The 15297-nt window shown below is 71.1% G+C and carries 16 protein-coding genes; 12 read left to right on the top strand and 4 right to left on the bottom strand.

What is annotated here, in order from left to right; all coding sequences use genetic code 11:
* The first annotated feature begins 91 nt into the window (after window positions 1-91).
* From BCF44_RS08275 to BCF44_RS08260, 4 genes are all read left to right on the top strand, one after another.
* A complete protein-coding gene (locus tag BCF44_RS08275) occupies window positions 92-661 on the top strand; it encodes a (2Fe-2S)-binding protein (protein ID WP_211352931.1) in 570 nt (189 codons plus the stop codon).
* On the top strand, window positions 661-1623 hold the full coding sequence (locus BCF44_RS08270; protein WP_116173516.1) for an FAD binding domain-containing protein: 963 nt from the start codon (window positions 661-663) through the stop codon (window positions 1621-1623). Before BCF44_RS08275 ends, BCF44_RS08270 begins: the two co-directional genes overlap by 1 nt.
* Complete coding sequence (locus tag BCF44_RS08265; RefSeq protein WP_116173515.1) at window positions 1620-3779, top strand: xanthine dehydrogenase family protein molybdopterin-binding subunit; 2160 nt, start codon at window positions 1620-1622, stop codon at window positions 3777-3779. The genes BCF44_RS08270 and BCF44_RS08265 overlap by 4 nt, the downstream gene beginning before the upstream one ends.
* 69 nt (window positions 3780-3848) lie before the next feature.
* The gene (locus BCF44_RS08260; protein WP_116173619.1) at window positions 3849-4481 is read left to right on the top strand and encodes a nitroreductase family protein; all 633 of its coding nucleotides are present in this window, start codon (window positions 3849-3851) and stop codon (window positions 4479-4481) included.
* On the opposite strand, the gene BCF44_RS08255 is transcribed toward BCF44_RS08260, so the two are convergent.
* Window positions 4426-5922 carry a flavin-containing monooxygenase gene (locus BCF44_RS08255; RefSeq protein ID WP_116173514.1) on the bottom strand — a complete coding sequence of 499 codons (1497 nt, stop codon included), beginning with the start codon at window positions 5920-5922 and terminating at the stop codon, window positions 4426-4428. The genes BCF44_RS08260 and BCF44_RS08255 overlap by 56 nt on opposite strands.
* A gap of 81 nt (window positions 5923-6003) precedes the next feature.
* Between BCF44_RS08255 and BCF44_RS08250 the strand changes: the two genes are divergently transcribed.
* The 5 genes from BCF44_RS08250 (at window position 6004) to BCF44_RS08230 (ending at window position 11138) form a co-directional block, all read left to right on the top strand.
* Complete coding sequence (locus BCF44_RS08250; protein ID WP_116173513.1) at window positions 6004-7107, top strand: acyl-CoA dehydrogenase family protein; 1104 nt, start codon at window positions 6004-6006, stop codon at window positions 7105-7107.
* Window positions 7104-8069 (top strand): LLM class F420-dependent oxidoreductase, encoded by a 966-nt coding sequence (locus tag BCF44_RS08245; RefSeq protein ID WP_116173512.1) that lies wholly within the window; start codon window positions 7104-7106, stop codon window positions 8067-8069. The genes BCF44_RS08250 and BCF44_RS08245 overlap by 4 nt, the downstream gene beginning before the upstream one ends.
* On the top strand, window positions 8066-8554 hold the full coding sequence (locus BCF44_RS08240) for a winged helix-turn-helix transcriptional regulator (RefSeq protein WP_116173511.1): 489 nt from the start codon (window positions 8066-8068) through the stop codon (window positions 8552-8554). The genes BCF44_RS08245 and BCF44_RS08240 overlap by 4 nt, the downstream gene beginning before the upstream one ends.
* Window positions 8555-8848: 294 nt before the next feature.
* Window positions 8849-10435, top strand: a complete 1587-nt coding sequence (locus BCF44_RS08235) for an MFS transporter (protein ID WP_211352930.1) — start codon at window positions 8849-8851, stop codon at window positions 10433-10435.
* Window positions 10436-10442: 7 nt separating this feature from the next.
* Entirely contained in the window at window positions 10443-11138 is a 696-nt protein-coding gene (locus BCF44_RS08230; protein WP_116173509.1) for a YoaK family protein, read from the top strand.
* On the opposite strand, the gene BCF44_RS08225 is transcribed toward BCF44_RS08230, so the two are convergent.
* Entirely contained in the window at window positions 11122-11883 is a 762-nt protein-coding gene (locus BCF44_RS08225; protein WP_116173508.1) for a VOC family protein, read from the bottom strand. The genes BCF44_RS08230 and BCF44_RS08225 overlap by 17 nt on opposite strands.
* Before the next feature lie 116 nt (window positions 11884-11999).
* Here BCF44_RS08225 and BCF44_RS08220 point away from each other — a divergent pair, with 116 nt between their 5' ends.
* Window positions 12000-12857 carry a 1-aminocyclopropane-1-carboxylate deaminase/D-cysteine desulfhydrase gene (locus BCF44_RS08220; RefSeq protein ID WP_116173507.1) on the top strand — a complete coding sequence of 286 codons (858 nt, stop codon included), beginning with the start codon at window positions 12000-12002 and terminating at the stop codon, window positions 12855-12857.
* A gap of 32 nt (window positions 12858-12889) precedes the next feature.
* Window positions 12890-13618 (top strand): SAM-dependent methyltransferase, encoded by a 729-nt coding sequence (locus BCF44_RS08215; protein WP_116173506.1) that lies wholly within the window; start codon window positions 12890-12892, stop codon window positions 13616-13618.
* On the opposite strand, the gene BCF44_RS08210 is transcribed toward BCF44_RS08215, so the two are convergent.
* A complete protein-coding gene (locus BCF44_RS08210; RefSeq protein ID WP_116173505.1) occupies window positions 13591-13965 on the bottom strand; it encodes a hypothetical protein in 375 nt (124 codons plus the stop codon). The genes BCF44_RS08215 and BCF44_RS08210 overlap by 28 nt on opposite strands.
* Before the next feature lie 168 nt (window positions 13966-14133).
* Window positions 14134-15066 (bottom strand): DNA polymerase domain-containing protein, encoded by a 933-nt coding sequence (locus BCF44_RS08205; RefSeq protein ID WP_116173504.1) that lies wholly within the window; start codon window positions 15064-15066, stop codon window positions 14134-14136.
* 83 nt (window positions 15067-15149) lie between these two features.
* Between BCF44_RS08205 and trpM the strand changes: the two genes are divergently transcribed.
* Window positions 15150-15284, top strand: a complete 135-nt coding sequence (trpM, locus tag BCF44_RS59125; protein ID WP_256449361.1) for a tryptophan biosynthesis modulator TrpM — start codon at window positions 15150-15152, stop codon at window positions 15282-15284.
* Window positions 15285-15297: the final 13 nt, after the last annotated feature.

The following is a 15297-nucleotide window of genomic DNA, read 5'->3' as shown; positions in this document are numbered from 1 at the left end:
GCAGGTCGATGACTGTCAATCGCGCGTGCTGCTAGCCTCACCGACAGTGATGTCGATTCCGCCGCATCGACCACCTATCTGGGAGGGTCGCATGGCAGGAAGTGTGTCGCGGCGCGGATTTCTGGGCGGGGCGGCGGCCGCGTCGGTGGCCGGCACGGTTGCGTGGGCGCCCGGCCGGGCCTGGGCCGATCCGGTTCCGCCGGCGCGGATTCGGTTGAGCGTCAACGGCAAGCCGTACGAACTGGACGCCGATCCGGGAGTCACGCTGCTGGATGCGTTGCGTGAGCGGATCGGCCTGACCGGCACCAAGAAGGGCTGTGACCGCGGACAGTGCGGGGCCTGCACGGTGCATGTGGACGGCCGTCGCGTGGTGTCCTGCCTGACGCTCGCGATCACCTGTGTGGGCAAGAACGTGACGACGATCGAGGGCATCGCCGACGGCGATGCGTTGCATCCCGTGCAACAGGCCTTCGTCGACTGCGACGGATTCCAGTGCGGCTTCTGCACATCCGGCCAGATCATGTCCGCGGTCGAGGTGGTCTCGGACCGGTCGGTCCACACGGACGACGACATCCGTGAGGCGATGTCCGGCAACATCTGCCGGTGCGGCGCCTACTCCAACATCGTGGACGCGGTCAAACAGGCTCGAGGTGAGAAGTGATGAGGGGCTTCGGCTACGGCGCTGCGGCCTCCGTGCGGCAAGCGCTTACCCAGGGTGGCGACGGCACGTCCTATCTCGCCGGCGGCACCACGCTGGTGGACCTGATGAAACTGGAGGTGATGACGCCGGCGCACGTCGTCGACATCAACTCCCTGCCGCTGCGGGGGATCCAGTGCACGCCGGCCGGCCTGAGAATCGGCGCGCTGGAGCGGATGGCCGACGTCGCCGTGCACCATGAGGTGGCCTCGCGCTGGTCCATGGTGGCCACCGCGTTGCGGCTGAGCGCCTCGCCGCAGCTGCGCAACATGGCCAGCATCGGCGGCAACCTCTTGCAGCGCACCCGCTGCGACTACTTCCGTGACGTGCGCATGCCGTGCAACAAGCGCAAACCGGGCAGCGGTTGCCCGGCCGTCAACGGGGCCAACCGGACGCACGCCGTCCTCGGCACCAGCGCCTCCTGCGTCGCGACACACGCCAGCGACCTGGCGGTGGCGCTGGTCGCGCTGGACGCCTCGATCCGGTTGCAGGACCGGCACGGCCAGCGGGTGGTGCGGTTGGCCGACTTCTACCGGCTGCCGGGCGACACGCCGGCGGTGGAGAACCAGCTGCGACCCGGCGAGCTGATCACCGAGGTGATCGTGCCGGCCTGCGACTGGCCGCAGGCATACGTGAAGGTTCGGGACCGAACGTCCTACGAGTTCGCGCTGGCCTCGGCCGCGGTGGCGGTGGACGTGCACCGCGGCGTGGTGCGGGACGCCCGGATCGCGGTCGGCGGCGTCGGCACCCGGCCGTGGCGGTTGCCGGCTACGGAGGAAGCGCTGCGCGGCAAACCGGCCACCGAGGAGAGCTACCTGGAGGCGGCGAAGTTGGCAGTGGTCGGGGCGAAGCCGTTGGGGGACAACGCGTTCAAGCTGCCGCTGGTGCAGCGGACCATCGCGCGGGCGTTGGCGGGTGCGCGATGACCGTGTCGCTGTCCCGGGTCGAATCCCGGCTCAAGGTCACCGGTGGCGCGGTCTTCGCGGCCGACAACGTCGCCACCGCGTACGGGTATCTGGTCACCAGCACGATCGCGCTCGGCACGGTGACGGCGATGGACGCCACCGCCGCGCTGGCCGCGCCGGGCGTGCTGGCGGTCTACACGCCGTTCAATCCGTTGAAGCTCTTCGGCTACGGCGACAACTCCACCGACGAGACCGCGCCCGTGTTGCAGGACAACGGGGTCCGGTACAACGGACAGGTGATCGGCATGGTCGTCGCCGACACCTTCGAGCACGCCCGGGACGCCGCCTCGCTGATCGCGCCGACCTACGACGTCAAGCCGGGCAACGTGGACTTCGCCGCCGGCGTCGCGACCGCGACCCCGACGAGCAGTCCCGTCGCCGAGGTCCTCGCCCCCGGTGTGACCTCCATCGACGCCGCGCTGGCGGCCAGCGACGTGACGGTGTCGGCTGTGTACACCACACCGCACCAGCATCACAACCCGATGGAGCCGCACGCGGCGGTCGCGGTCTGGACCGACGACCGGCTCACGCTGTACACGGCGACGCAGGGCGTGATGAACGTCGTCAGCCACATGGCGCGGGCGCTCGGCGTCGATCAGTCCAAAGTGCACGTCGTGAATCCCTATGTGGGCGGGGCCTTCGGAGGAAAGATCGGCAACTGGGCGCACGTGCCGCTGGCCGCGGCCGCCGCCCGCGCGCTGGGGCGGCCGGTCAAGGTCGCGCTGACCCGCGAGCAGACGTTCGCCGTGTCCGGGCATCGGCCGCCGTCGCACCAGACGGTGACACTCGGCGCGGCCAAGGACGGCACGCTCGTGGCGATCAAGCACGAGGGCGTGTCCGGAAAGTCGCAGTCCGGGCCGTCCATGGAGAACGTCGCCAACCAGTCGCTGACCACCTACGCGTCGCCGAACCTGCACGTCACCAGGGCTTTCGTGCCGTTGGACGTGTCGGCGATGACGCCGATGCGGGCGCCCGGGGAGACGCACGGGGCCTTCGCGCTGGAGAGCGCCATGGACGAGCTGGCGTTCAAGCTCGGCATGGATCCCCTGGCGCTGCGCCAGAAGAACTACGCAGTGAAGGTCCCGAACAGCGGAAATCCCTGGTCCAGCAAGCATCTGGACGAGTGCTACACGGCCGGCGCCAGCGCCTTCGGATGGGACAAACGCAATCCCGTGCCCGGCTCGGTCCGCGACGGCGACTGGCTGGTCGGGCTCGGCACCGCGACCGCCACCTACCCGGCGTCGCGGTCGAAGTCCACGATCAAGGTCCGGTTGCAGGCCGACGGAACCGCGGTCGTCTCCGGCACCGGCGCGGACCTCGGCACCGGCCAGTTCACCGTCTTCGCCATCCTCGGCGCGCAGGCCCTGGGCATCCCGGCCGGGTCGATCGTGCCCGAGCTCGGCGACTCCTCGCTGCCGGTCGCCACGCCCGCCGGCGGCTCCACCTCGACGTCCAGCAACGGCCCGGCCGTCCTGGCCGCCGCCGACGCCGCGAAGGCGGCCCTCATTGCACAGGCCGCCACGAATCCGGCCTCTCCCTTCAACGGCAAGACGCCGACGTACGCCAACGGCATGGTCAGCGCCGACGGCGTGTCGATGAGCTTCGGCAGCCTGCTCACCGCGATGGACCTGCCCGCCGTCGAGGGCACGTCGTCGCTGCCCAGCGGCACCACCAAGGGCTACGGCTACCTGTCGTTCGGCGCGCACTTCTGCGAGGTGCGGGTCAACCGGTGGACCGGCGAGCCGCGGGTGTCGCGGTGGCTGACCGTGATCGACGCCGGCACGATCGTCAACGAGAAGACCGCCCGCAGCCAGGTCCTCGGCGCCGTCGTCATGGGCATCGGCGGCGCGCTGCTGGAGGACAGCCGGGTCGAGCCCGACACCGGCCGCTATGCCGGCGCCAACATGGCCGCCTACCTGGTGCCGGTCAACGCCGACATCCCGCACGTCGACGTGCAGTTCCTCAACTACCCCGACACCGTCTTCAGCCCGCTCGGCGCGCGGGGCCTCGGCGAGCTCGGCATCGTCGGTGTCGCCGGCGCCGTCGCCAACGCCGTGCACAACGCCACCGGCAAGCGCGTCCGCGACCTGCCCATCACCCTCGACAAGCTGCTGTGAAGGCCGGCTACACCTCGTTCGAAGCGGCGCTGCCTGGACGCCGCTGGTAGGCATGGACGTATGAACGAGATGTCGGCGGAGACCGTCCTCACCACGACCAGGTCCGTCCGCAAGCGGCTGGACCTGACCCGGCCGGTGGACCTGGCCGTGGTGCGGGAGTGCCTCACCATCGCCCTCCAGGCCCCCAGCGGCTCCAACCGCCAGGGCTGGCAGTGGCTGGTCGTCGCCGACGCCGACCAGCGGGCCGCGGTCGGCGCCGTCTACAAGCGGGCCTGCGACGAGTACCTGGAGTCGTCGGGCGCGGCCGGCAAGCTGTTCGCCGCCGACCCCGCGCGGTCGGCGGTGCAGCAGCGGGTGCACTCCTCCGTCGCGGCACTCGGCGACACCATGGGCCAGGTTCCGGTGCTGGTCATCCCGTGCCTTCGGGTTCCCGGCGGTCTCGGATCCGGCAACCAGGCCGGGCTGTGGGGTTCCGTGCTGCCGGCCGCGTGGAGCTACATGCTGGCCGCCCGCACCCGCGGCCTAGGCACCGCTTGGACCACGCTGCACCTGAAGTACGAGTCCGAGGTCGCCGAGATCCTCGGTCTGCCGGCCGACGTGCACCAGGCGGCGCTGATCCCCACTGCCTACCACACCGGCGACGGCTTCAGGCCCGCCCCGCGCCAGCCGCTGGACGAGGTGCTGCACGTGGACCGGTGGTGAAACGCATGACGCCGTCGGTGACCGGGGTGAGGCGCAGGTCGACGAGGTCGACCAGGTAGCTCTGGCGGGTGCGCCACGGCCGCCGCCGGCCCTGCTTGGGCAGGATCGCCTCGGCCCGTTTGACGTAGCCGGACGTCAGGTTGAGGATGGGCCGGCCGCTGGTGGCGTCGCGCTCGGTCGGCGTCGGCGTGCACACGGTGAACCCGCCGCGGTCCATGTGGTTGAGCAGGCGGCAGACGTACTGCGAGGTCAGGTCGGCGCGCAGTGTCCAGGAGTTGTTGGCGTAGCCCACACACCAGGCCAGGTTGGGAATGCCGCTGAACATCATTCCCTTGTAGACGGTCAACGTGCTCGTGTCGACGGCCTTGCCGTCCACGGTGAGTGCGATGCCACCCATGGCGACGACCTTCAGGCCGGTCGCGGTGACGATGATGTCCGCCGGCAGTTCGCGGCCGGACTTCACTTTGATGCCGCCGGCGGTGAACGTCTCGATGTGATCGGTGACGACACTGGCCTGGTCGGCGCGCAAGGCCTTGAACAGATCGCCGTCGGGCACCAGGCACAGCCGCTGGTCCCACGGCTTGTACGCCGGCGTGAAGTGCGGGTCGACCGGCACGGTGTCGCCGAGCCCGGCGGCGGCGCCCCTGCGGAGGAAAGCGGCGGCCCGGTCGGGGAATCGTCGCATGTACTGGTAGAAAATGGTGCTCAGCACCAGGTTCTTGGACCGGTTGACCTGATGCGCGAGGCGCTCCGGCAGTACGGAGCGGATCTTGTTGGCGAGCGCGTCCTGGCCGGGGCGGGCTATGACGTAGCTGGGGGAGCGCTGGAGCATGGTGACGTGCGCGGCCTTGTCGGCCAGCGCCGGCACGAGCGTCACGGCGGTCGCGCCGCTGCCGATGACCACGACGTTCTTGCCGGCGTAGTCGAGGTCCTCGGGCCAGAACTGCGGATGCACGATGTCGCCGGCGAAGTGGTCCCGGCCGGGGAAGTCGACCACGTGCCCGCTGTCGTAGCTGTAGTAACCGCTGCACAGGTAGAGAAACGCGCACGTGAACGCCACCGGCTCGCCGTCGTGCACGGCCTCGACGGTCCAGCGGGCGTCCTTTGTGGACCACGAGGCCGTGAGCACCTTGTGCCGGAACCGGATCTGGCGGTCGATGCCGCTCAGGGCGGCGGTTTCGCGCACGTAGTCGAGGATCGACGGGCCGTCGGCGATGGCCTGGGGGCTCGGCCACGGTCGGAAGGGGTAGCCCAGCGTGAACATGTCGGAGTCGGAGCGGACGCCGGGGTAGCGGAACTGGTCCCACGTGCCGCCGATGGCGTCCCGCGCCTCGAGGATGGTGTACGTCCGCCGCGGCGTCCGGGTGCGCAGCCGGTACGCCGCGTTCACCCCGGACAGCCCGGCGCCGACGATCAGCACGTCCACGTGCGTGGCGGTCATCCGACCACGGTAGCGGTTGACATGCGCGACTCCCGGTAAGAATATTGAACCGGTAACAGAACTGAACCGGTTGGAGGGCGCATGCTGTCGAGCGCACGGAAGGTCGCCGCGGTCGCCCGCGAGCTGGCCGACGAGACCGAGCGGGGCCGCCGGCTGGCGCCCGGCCTCGTCGACGAGCTCAAGGCGCACGACCTGCTGCGCATCGGCCTGACCGCCGATCTCGGCGGCGCGGAGCCCACCGCCATGGAGATCCTCGAGGCGGCGGAGACCATCGCCGTCGGCGACGCGTCCGCCGGCTGGTGCGTGTCGATCGCCGCGACCAGCAGCCTGCTCGGCGCGTACCTGCCGGCCAAGGGCGGTCAGGAGGTGTTCGGCGACCCCACCGCGGTGGCCGCCGGTGTGTGGGCGCCGAAGGCGGCCGGCACACCGGTCGACGGGGGCGTGCGGATCAGCGGCCGGTGGTCGTTCTGTAGCGGTGTCCGGCACTCCGAGTGGATCTTTCTCGGCTTCATTCAGGATGGGCAGGTGCGGACGGCGGCGTTCCCCACCGCGGAGCTGGAGATCCTCGACACCTGGAAGACGTCCGGCCTGCGGGGCACCGGCAGCACCGACGTCGTCGCCAAGGACGTGTTCGTGCCGGACTCGCGGCTGTTCTCGGTGCTCGACGGCCCGCCTGAGGGGTCCCGGACCCTCCAGCGGTTCCCGCTGTTCGGGTTCTTCGCGGCGTCGATCGCCGCCGCCGCACTGGGCAACGCACGTGGCGCGATGACCGAGTTCATCGAGCTCGCGTCGGTGCGTAAGCCGTCCGGATCCAGCCGGTCGACCGCCGAGCGGTCGGCCACGCAGGCCGCGTTCGCCGCCGCCGAGGCATCGCTGCGGGCCGCTCGGGGTCTGTACTACCAGGCCATTTCCGACGCCTGGGATGCCGCCGCTGCGGGCTCGGTCTCCGTCGAGCTGCGGACCTCGCTGCGGCTGGCTTGCACGCATGCCGTGCGCACCTCGGCGGAGGTGGTCGACGCCGTGTACGACCTCGGCGGCGGTTCCGCGATCTACGAGTATTCCCCATTGCAGCGCCGTTTCCGGGACGCGCACACCGCCACCGCGCACTTCCAGGTCAACCCGGCGACGTATGAACTCGTCGGCCGTCTGCTGCTCGGCCTGCCGACCGAAACCGGTCAGCTGTGAGCGACATCGGCGTGGTGACGCCGTTCTGGCTGGACCGCCCGGACGTCGAGGCCGTCGGCATCGCCGTCGAGGCCGAGCGCAACGGTTTCGGCACGCTGTGGCTCGGCGAGATGGCGACGTACGACGCCTTTTCCCTTGCCACCGCGGTGGGTCTGCGCACCGAGCGGATCGGGCTGCGCATCGGACCGCTGCCGATCTCCGTGCGTACGCCCGTGTCGGTGGCCCTCGGCGTGTCGTCCGTGACGGACCTTGCCCGGCCGGTCGCCGGCATCGGGCTGGGCGGTTCGAGCCCGGCCATCGTCAGCGGCTGGCATGATCGTTCCTGGCAGCATGCGGCCGGGCGGATGCGGGAGGCCGTCGGCGTGCTGCGGTCCGTTCTGGACGGTGGCCGCTCCGACTTCGCCGGCGAACACGTTCGTAGCAAGGGCTTCCGCCTGCGCCGACCGCTACCCGGCCTGCCGATCACCGTCGCCGCCTTCGGGCCCGCCATGACCCGCGTCGCCGCCGAGGTCGCGGACGAGGTGGTGCTCAACCTCGTGTCACCCGAGCACGTCGCCCAGGTGCGAAAGCTCGTGGACGCCCATGCGGCCGACGCTGGCCGCACGCCGCCCCGTCTCGCCGTGTGGATCCCCGTGGCACTCGATCCCGGGCCCGCGACCCTGCGCCAGCTCGCCGCCCAGACCGCCGTGTACCTCAGCCCGCCGGGCTACGGCGAGATGTTCAGCGCCCTGGGCTACTCTTCGCTCGTGGAACGGGCCCGGTCCGGAGTGTCCAGAAAGGACCTCGCCGCGGACATCCCCGCCTCGCTCATCGGTGCCGTCGGCGCTGTCGGCTCGAAGTCCGACGTGCTGTCCCGGATCGCCGAGTTCCACGCCGCCGGCGCCGACCACGTCGGCATCGTCCCGCCGACGGCCGAGGACCCGTGCGGCGCCCGCCTGCTGACCGAACTGGCGCGCCGATGACCGCTGAGCAGGAGTTCCGGCACCGGTTCACCGCCGAGTCGGTCGGCCGTGCCCTGGAACTCGTCGGCGAGCGGTGGACCCTGCTCATCCTGCGCGAGGCCTTCTTCGGTGTACGGCGGTACGGGCAGCTCGCCCGCAACCTCGGCATCCCGCGGCCGACCCTGTCGACCCGGCTCAAGCGCCTGGTCGAGGCCGGCCTGCTGGAGAAGGTCGCCTACGACGAGGACAAGCACGAGTACCGCCTCACCGACGCAGGCAAGGGCCTGTTCCCGGCCGTCGTCGCCCTCATGAACTGGGGCGACACCTACCTGCCCACCCCCGACGGCCCGCCGATCGTGTTGCGGCACAACGACTGCGGCCGGCACGCCGACCCCTACCTGGCCTGCCGCCACTGCGGCGGCGAGATCACCACCACCGCCGTGACCCCCGAACCCGGCCCCGGCTACACCCCCGGCGAGTCGCGCTCTCAGACACACCGAATGTAGGTTCCAGGCAGATCCCGATGCAGGGAAGGACGCCTTACCCTCGCTGAACGCAGGGAAGGCGTCCTTCCCTGCATCCCATCGCGGGCCGCCCCCCCGGCGAGTCGCGCTCTCCGCCAGACCGAATGTCGGTTTCGGGCACCTCCGTTCTGCCACATGCGCTTCCCACTCGTCACCTCCGCGCAAATGGGAAGCGCATGTGGCGGAAAAGGAGGGATCGGCGGCGTGCTGCGGGGCTCGAACCGGCGTTCGGCCAGTAGGTTGGTGGCCCCCGCCTACCGCCGAAATGAGCCGACCTTGGCACTGAAGTCGTCCGCCTGGGCCCCGCTGGCCGCCCGCACGTTCCGCGCGCTGTGGCTGGCGCAGTTCGCGTCGAACGTGGGGACATGGGTGCAGTCGGTGGGCGCGCAGTGGCTGCTCCTGGACCACGGGCCGACGGTGGTGGCGCTGGTGCAGACGGCGGGGTCGCTGCCGGTGTTCCTGTTCGCGCTGCCGGCGGGCGTGCTGGCCGATCTTGCCGACCGCAAGCGGTTGCTGGTGTGGGCGCAGCTGGGCATGGCGGTGGTGGCGACGCTGCTGGCGGTGGCGACCTTCACGGGAGGCATGACGCCGGGCCTGCTGCTGACGTTGACCTTCCTGCTGGGCTGCGGCACGGCGATGGTGGGCCCGGCCTGGCAGGCGATCCAGCCGGAGTTGGTGCCGAGGGAGCAGCTGAAGCAGGCGTCGGCGCTGGGCGCGGTGAACATGAACATCGCCCGCGCGGTGGGGCCGGCGCTGGGCGGCCTGCTGGTGTCGCTGGCCGGCGTGGGCTGGACGTTCGCGCTGAACGCGGCGTCGTTCGTGGTGATCCTGCTGGCGTTGCAGTTCTGGCGCCGGCCGCCGCAGCCCCGCCCGAACGAGACGGAGCGCGAACACGCGGTCGCGGCGGTGCGGGCGGGGGTCCGGTACTTGCGGAACGCGCCGGGCATCCGGCGGATCCTGTTCCGGTCGATGCTGTTCGTGCCGGCGGCCTCGGCGCTGTGGGCGTTGCTGCCGTCGGTGTCCGCGCAGGTCCTGCACCTGGACTCCAGCGGCTACGGCCTGATGCTGGGCGCCCTGGGCGTCGGCGCGGTCGCGGGCGCGCTGGGTCTGCCGGCGGCGGCCCGCAAGATCAGCGGCACGGCGATGCTGATGGTCTCCGGCGCGGTGTTCGCGGCCGTCACGGCGGTGCTGCCGATCTGCCCGAACGCGCTCGTCGCCGTGCTGCCGCTGGTGCTGGCCGGCGCGGCGTGGATCGGCGTGCTGTCGACATTGAACGCCGCGATGCAGCTGACGCTGGCCGGCTGGGTGCGGGCCCGCGGCCTCGCGTTCTACCTGATCGTGTTCATGGGCGGCCAGGCGTTCGGCGCGGCGATCTGGGGCGTGGTCGCCGGCTACGCGGGCCTGATGATCACGATGTTCGTCGCGGCGGCGCTGCTGCTGCTCGGTGCGGCCACCGGCTGGCTGTGGCCGCTGTACGACGGCGGCAACCTGGACCGGTCGGTGGCCGCGAACTGGGCGGAGCCATCGCTGGTTTTAGAACTCCGGCCGACCGACGGGCCGGTGCTCGTGCTGATCGAGTACCTGGTGGCCGAGGACAACGTCGACGGCTTCACCGAGGCGATGACCGTGGTGGAGCGCTCGCGGCGGCGCACGGGTGCGACCAGCTGGGGCCTGCACCGCGACCTCGCCGACCCGATGCTGTTCATCGAGACGTTCCAGGTGCCGTCCTGGTCCGAGCACCTGGCGCAGCACCACTCCCGCTACACCGGCGCCGACCACGACGTGCTCGAACGGGCCCGTCGTCTCGCCGACGCCGAACCGACCGTGCGACACGCTCTCGCGGCGCCGTCGCCGCCTCACTGAGCCGCCGATGCGTGTCTGGGACGAACTGGCCCGCGGCGAGCGGCACGGCCCGCTGCCGGTCCTGCTGCTGGTGCTGACGGTCGCGACCGGCGTGGTGGACGCGGTGAGCGTGCTCGACCTCTGCCGCGTGTTCGTCGCGAACATGACCGGCAACGTCGTGTTCGTGGGCTTCGCGTTGGCCGGCACGCCGGGCTTCTCCCTGGCGGCGTCGGTGATCGCGTTGCTGGGCTTCCTGCTCGGCTCGTACGCCGGCGGCCACCTGGCGCAGCGGCATTCGCATCGCGGTCACCTGCTCCGCAACGTGGCACTTGTCGAGTTGGGACTGTTGGTCGTGACAATCCTCCTTTCCCTGCTGCCCGATGCGACGGTCGTGGAGGCGGCGCTGCTCGCGGTCGCGATGGGCCTCCAGAACTCGACCGCCCGCCGCCTCGCCGTGCCCGACCTGACCACGACGGTGCTCACCTCGACGCTGTCCGGCTTCGCCGCCGACATCCGCCGTCAAGGCCGGGTCGCGGCGGCGCGCCGCGCGCTGGCGGTGTTCGCGATGTTCCTCGGCGCCCTGGTCGGGGCGCTGCTGGTGCTGCACACGCGTGCCGCATGGGCGCTGACCGCCGCGGCGGTCCTGATCGGACTCGTCGCGGCGGTCAGCGCACTGCGTAGCCGGGGCGAAGCGCCCTGGCACACGGTCACATCGTCGTCTTGATCACGGAGAAGGCCGCGCCGTGCGGGTCGTTGAGCACGGCGAACCGGCCCTGGGGGATGTCGGTCGGCGCGACCGCGACCGAGCCGCCCAGCGCCTCGCACTTGGTGGCGGCCGCGTCGGTGTCCTCGACGGCGAAGTAGATCATCCAGTGCGACGGCAGCTCCGCCGGCCACATGTCGCCCTCCATCGGCATCATGCCGCCGACCGGCGCGCCGCTGTTCATCCACGTCGTGTACGTGGTGTCACCGAACGGGCCGTCCTCGTGGTTCCAGCCGAACACGCCCTCGTAGAACGACTTGGCCCCGGCCGGGTCGCGGGTCATCAGCTCGTTCCAGCACAGCGCGCCGGGCACGTTGAACACCGTCGCGCCGGGCATGGTGCCCGGCTGCCAGACGGAGAAGGCCGCGCCCCCGGCGTCCATGAAGACGCCCATGCGGCCGTTCTCGCCGACATCGCCCGGCGCCATCAGGATCTTGCCGCCGTTGGCCTCGACCTTGGCCGCGACGTCGTCCGCGCTCTCGGTGATGACGTAGGTGTTCCACACGACCGGCTGGTCCTCGCTGAACAGCGGGCCCGCGCCGGCGACCGGCTCGTCGCCGAGGTTGAAGATGGTGTAGCCGCCGAACTCCTCGCCGCCGGTGTGGGCGGTCCAGCCGAACAGTTCGGTGTAGAAGCGTCTCGTCGCGTCCAGATCCGGCGAGCCCAGGTCGATCCAGCCGGGCACTCCCGGCGCCACAGCGCTCATCGTGGTGCTCCTTGCGGTTCGCGGGACGGGGGTCATCCCGACACCTGGGCATCGTCGCAGCCGGGTCTGACATTTCGCCTCCGGCCGACACGGACGGGTGGCCGTAGAGTTGCGCGGTGCAGGTTCCCTCCCCGCTGACCGAGCTGCGCGACGAGCGGCTGCGCGCCCGGGACGTCCGCCTCTACCTCAAGCGGGACGACCTGATCAGCCCCGACATCCCCGGCAACAAGTGGCGCAAGCTGAAGTACAACCTGATCGCCGCCCGCGAGCAGGGGCACCACACGCTGCTCACGTTCGGCGGCGCCTATTCCAACCACATCCGGGCCACGGCCGCGGCGGGCGCCCGCTACGGATTCGACACGATCGGCGTCGTCCGGGGCGAGGAGCACCTGCCGCTCAACGATTCGCTGACGCGGGCCGTCAAGCACGGGATGCGGCTGGCCTACCTGGACCGGACGACCTACCGGCGCAAGACCGAGCCGGACGTGCTGGCGGCGCTCGCCGACGAGTTCGGCGACTTCTACCTGCTGCCCGAGGGCGGCACGAATGCGTTGGCGCTCCAGGGATGTCAGGAGCTGCCGGCCGAGATCGCGCCGGATTTCGACGTGCTGTGCTGCGCCTGCGGCACCGGCGGCACGCTGGCCGGCCTGGCCGCGGGCCTGCGGCCGGGGCAGCGCGCGCTGGGCTTCTCCGCGCTCAAGGGCGGCGAATTCCTGGCCGGCGACGTCCGGCGGCTGCAGATCGACGCGTTCGGCGCGGAGACCGGCAACTGGGCCATCGACGTCGAATCCCATTTCGGCGGTTACGCGAAACGCACCCCCGCGCTGGACGAATTCGTGGCCGATTTCCGGCAACGGCACGACGTGACCCTCGATTGGGTGTACGTGGCGAAGATGCTGCACGGCGTGTTCGACCGGGTCCGGACGGGCGTTTTCCCGGCGGGAACCGCGGTCGTCGCCGTCGTCACCGGCTGAAAACCGGTTGCGGCCGTGGCGAGGCTTGGATCATGACGCTGCCTCCCCTGCATGACGACCTGGTGTTCCACGGGCCGATGTCCTCGTACCGCGCCGACCTGCTGATTCGCTCACTCGGGCCGCTCGACGGCCAGCACGTGGTCGACCTCGGCTGCGGCTGGGCCGAGCTGCTGCTGCGGGCCGTCGCCGCCGGTGCCACCGGGCACGGCGTCGACCTCGACGCGGAGGCCATCGCCCATGGACAGAAGCGGGCCACCGAGCGGGGACTCGCCGATCGGGTGACGCTGGAGGTCGGCGACGCCGGCGCGTGGTCGGGGGAGGCCGACGTGCTGATCGTCAACGGGGCGACGCACGTCTTCGGCGGCGAGCCGACCGACAGCACCGTGAACACCCTGAAGGCCGGCCGGCGGATCCTGCGGCCGGGCGGGCGGCTGCTGCTCGGCGAGGGGTTCTGGGAGCGGGAGCCCACGGCCGAGCAGCTGGCCGTGATGCCGATGACGCGGGAGGAGTACGGGTCGGTCGCCGAGCTCGTCGACCTGGCGATGGAGCACGGTTACCGGCTGCTGTGGCTGTCGCAGGCCAACCAGGACGAGTGGGACGAGTTCGAGTCCGGCCACGCCCTGGCGCGGGAGCGCCGGCTGCTCGAGCGGCCCGACGACGAGGAGGCCCGAGCGGGGGCCGACCGGCAGCGGACGTGGCGGCTCAAGGGCTGGCGGGGCGTGCTGGGCATGGTCTACCTGACGTTGGTCGTGCCCCACTGAGGGGCCTGCTCCAGGAAGAACTCGACCTTGCCGCGCCGGACGCGGCGAAAACCGAGGGCGACCGTCGCGTTCAGGCCGTCGCCGTGATCGGTCCCGAGGTACTCCGCCATGTGGATCTCGGTCATCGACAGCGCGTCGGCCATCGGGTCGGGGTGGTCCAGGAGGTCCTGGCTGTAATCGCGCAGGTATTCCTCGAGCAGGTCCTCGGCGACGGTGAGCACCGGCTCGTAGAGAAAGCCGCCGCCCGAGTTGGAGCTCACGATGAACTGGTCGCTCCGGCGACCCGGCGTGAACACGAGTCCCTCGGACCGCTCCAGGTAGGAGAAGATTTCCCGCCGATAGTCCACCCGTTGAGGGTAGCGAGGCGGGCAAGCGGAATTGAGGTTCCCTCAGGCGGGGCGGCCAGGTTGGCTCGATCTGCCCGAAACCGCAAAGCGGTGTCACGCTCGGCGGGACTCGCGTGGGTGTGCCGGAAACCTACATTCGTTGTGTCTGAGAGCGCGACTCGCGGGGGTTCAGGGGCGGCGGGCTCGGGCGCGGCGTTTGCCTTCGTGCATGGCTTGGACGCGGGCCACGGGGATGGTGTGGCCCTCGGCGACCAGGTCTTCGGGGAGGGGCTGCACGGGCGGCATGGCCGCCGACCAGGGGTCGGACGATCCCAGCAGCGCGGGGGCGGTGCGGATGGTGAAGTCGGCGGGGGCGACGTCGTCCAGGTCGGACCAGGCGACGGGGAAGGAGACGGGGACGCCGGGGCGGAGGCGGGGGCTGTAGACGGCGGCCACGGTCGCGCCGCCGGCACGGGTGGAGTCGAGGAAGACCTTGCCGTGGCGGTCCTCGACGATGAAGGCGGTGGTCGCCAGCTGGGGGTCGAGGCGCTCGGCGCGGGCGGCGACGGCCCGGGTGGCGGCGGCGACGTCCTCGACGGAACCCTCGATCGGCACGAAGATGTGCACGCCCTTGGAGCCACTGGTCTTGACCGCCCCGGAAAGTCCGCAGTCGGACAGCGCCTGGCGGATGAGGTGCGCGGCCCGCACGACGAGCCCGAACGAGTCGCCGGCGGGCGGGTCGAGGTCCAGGACCATGTGCGTGGGATGCGCCCACTGGTCCAGGCGGAACAGCGTGGGGTGGTACTCCACGGCCCGCTGGTTGGCGAACCACAGCAGCGTCCGCCGGTCGTTGCACAGCGCGTAGGAGATCTCGCGCTTGGACGCCTCGGCCCAGATCGGCTGCCGCCGCACCCACTCGGGCGTGTACTTCGGCAGGTTCTTCTGCATGAACGGCGGCTGGTCGCGCAGCGCGCGGATCACCGACAGCGGCCGGTCGGCCAGCGCGGCGATCAACTGCGGATGCACGGCGTCGAGGTAGTCGACCAGGTCGCCCTTGGTCGCCTCGGCCCCCTCGAACAGCTGCTGGTCGAGGTTGGTCAGGTTGACGCCGTCCCGTTCCATGGCACCACCATCCCCGTGAGCGCACGCACAGGCAACCCGGAACCGGTTGTGCGGCCGACGGTCACGGTATTAACCTCCGGCTCATGACGAACGACGTGCGCTTCGGCGGAGCCCCCCGCGGCTCCCGCTCGCCCGCGCGTCGGATCAAGGGGCGCCGGGTGCGCTACCACATCGGCTGCGAGCCCGGGCAGGTCCGCGGGATGCGATGGCACGGCTGACGAATCGTCGGCC

This window comes from Kutzneria buriramensis (genome assembly GCF_003387475.1).
Taxonomy (GTDB): Bacteria; Actinomycetota; Actinomycetes; order Mycobacteriales; family Pseudonocardiaceae; genus Kutzneria; species Kutzneria buriramensis.
The sequence above is the reverse complement of the archived record's forward strand: the minus strand, read 5'-3'. Positions and strand labels throughout refer to the sequence as shown.

Bases quoted from the DNA above. Each gene is read 5' to 3' on its own strand.
- BCF44_RS08275 (WP_211352931.1), top strand. From the start codon at position 92: ATGGCAGGAAGTGTGTCGCGGCGCGGATTTCTGGGCGGGGCGGCGGCC.
- BCF44_RS08270 (WP_116173516.1), top strand. From the start codon at position 661: ATGAGGGGCTTCGGCTACGGCGCTGCGGCCTCCGTGCGGCAAGCGCTT.
- BCF44_RS08265 (WP_116173515.1), top strand. From the start codon at position 1,620: ATGACCGTGTCGCTGTCCCGGGTCGAATCCCGGCTCAAGGTCACCGGT.
- BCF44_RS08260 (WP_116173619.1), top strand. From the start codon at position 3,849: ATGTCGGCGGAGACCGTCCTCACCACGACCAGGTCCGTCCGCAAGCGG.
- BCF44_RS08255 (WP_116173514.1), bottom strand. From the start codon at position 5,922: ATGACCGCCACGCACGTGGACGTGCTGATCGTCGGCGCCGGGCTGTCC.
- BCF44_RS08250 (WP_116173513.1), top strand. From the start codon at position 6,004: ATGCTGTCGAGCGCACGGAAGGTCGCCGCGGTCGCCCGCGAGCTGGCC.
- BCF44_RS08240 (WP_116173511.1), top strand. From the start codon at position 8,066: ATGACCGCTGAGCAGGAGTTCCGGCACCGGTTCACCGCCGAGTCGGTC.
- BCF44_RS08230 (WP_116173509.1), top strand. From the start codon at position 10,443: ATGCGTGTCTGGGACGAACTGGCCCGCGGCGAGCGGCACGGCCCGCTG.
- BCF44_RS08225 (WP_116173508.1), bottom strand. From the start codon at position 11,883: ATGAGCGCTGTGGCGCCGGGAGTGCCCGGCTGGATCGACCTGGGCTCG.
- BCF44_RS08215 (WP_116173506.1), top strand. From the start codon at position 12,890: ATGACGCTGCCTCCCCTGCATGACGACCTGGTGTTCCACGGGCCGATG.
- BCF44_RS08205 (WP_116173504.1), bottom strand. From the start codon at position 15,066: ATGGAACGGGACGGCGTCAACCTGACCAACCTCGACCAGCAGCTGTTC.
- trpM (WP_256449361.1), top strand. From the start codon at position 15,150: ATGACGAACGACGTGCGCTTCGGCGGAGCCCCCCGCGGCTCCCGCTCG.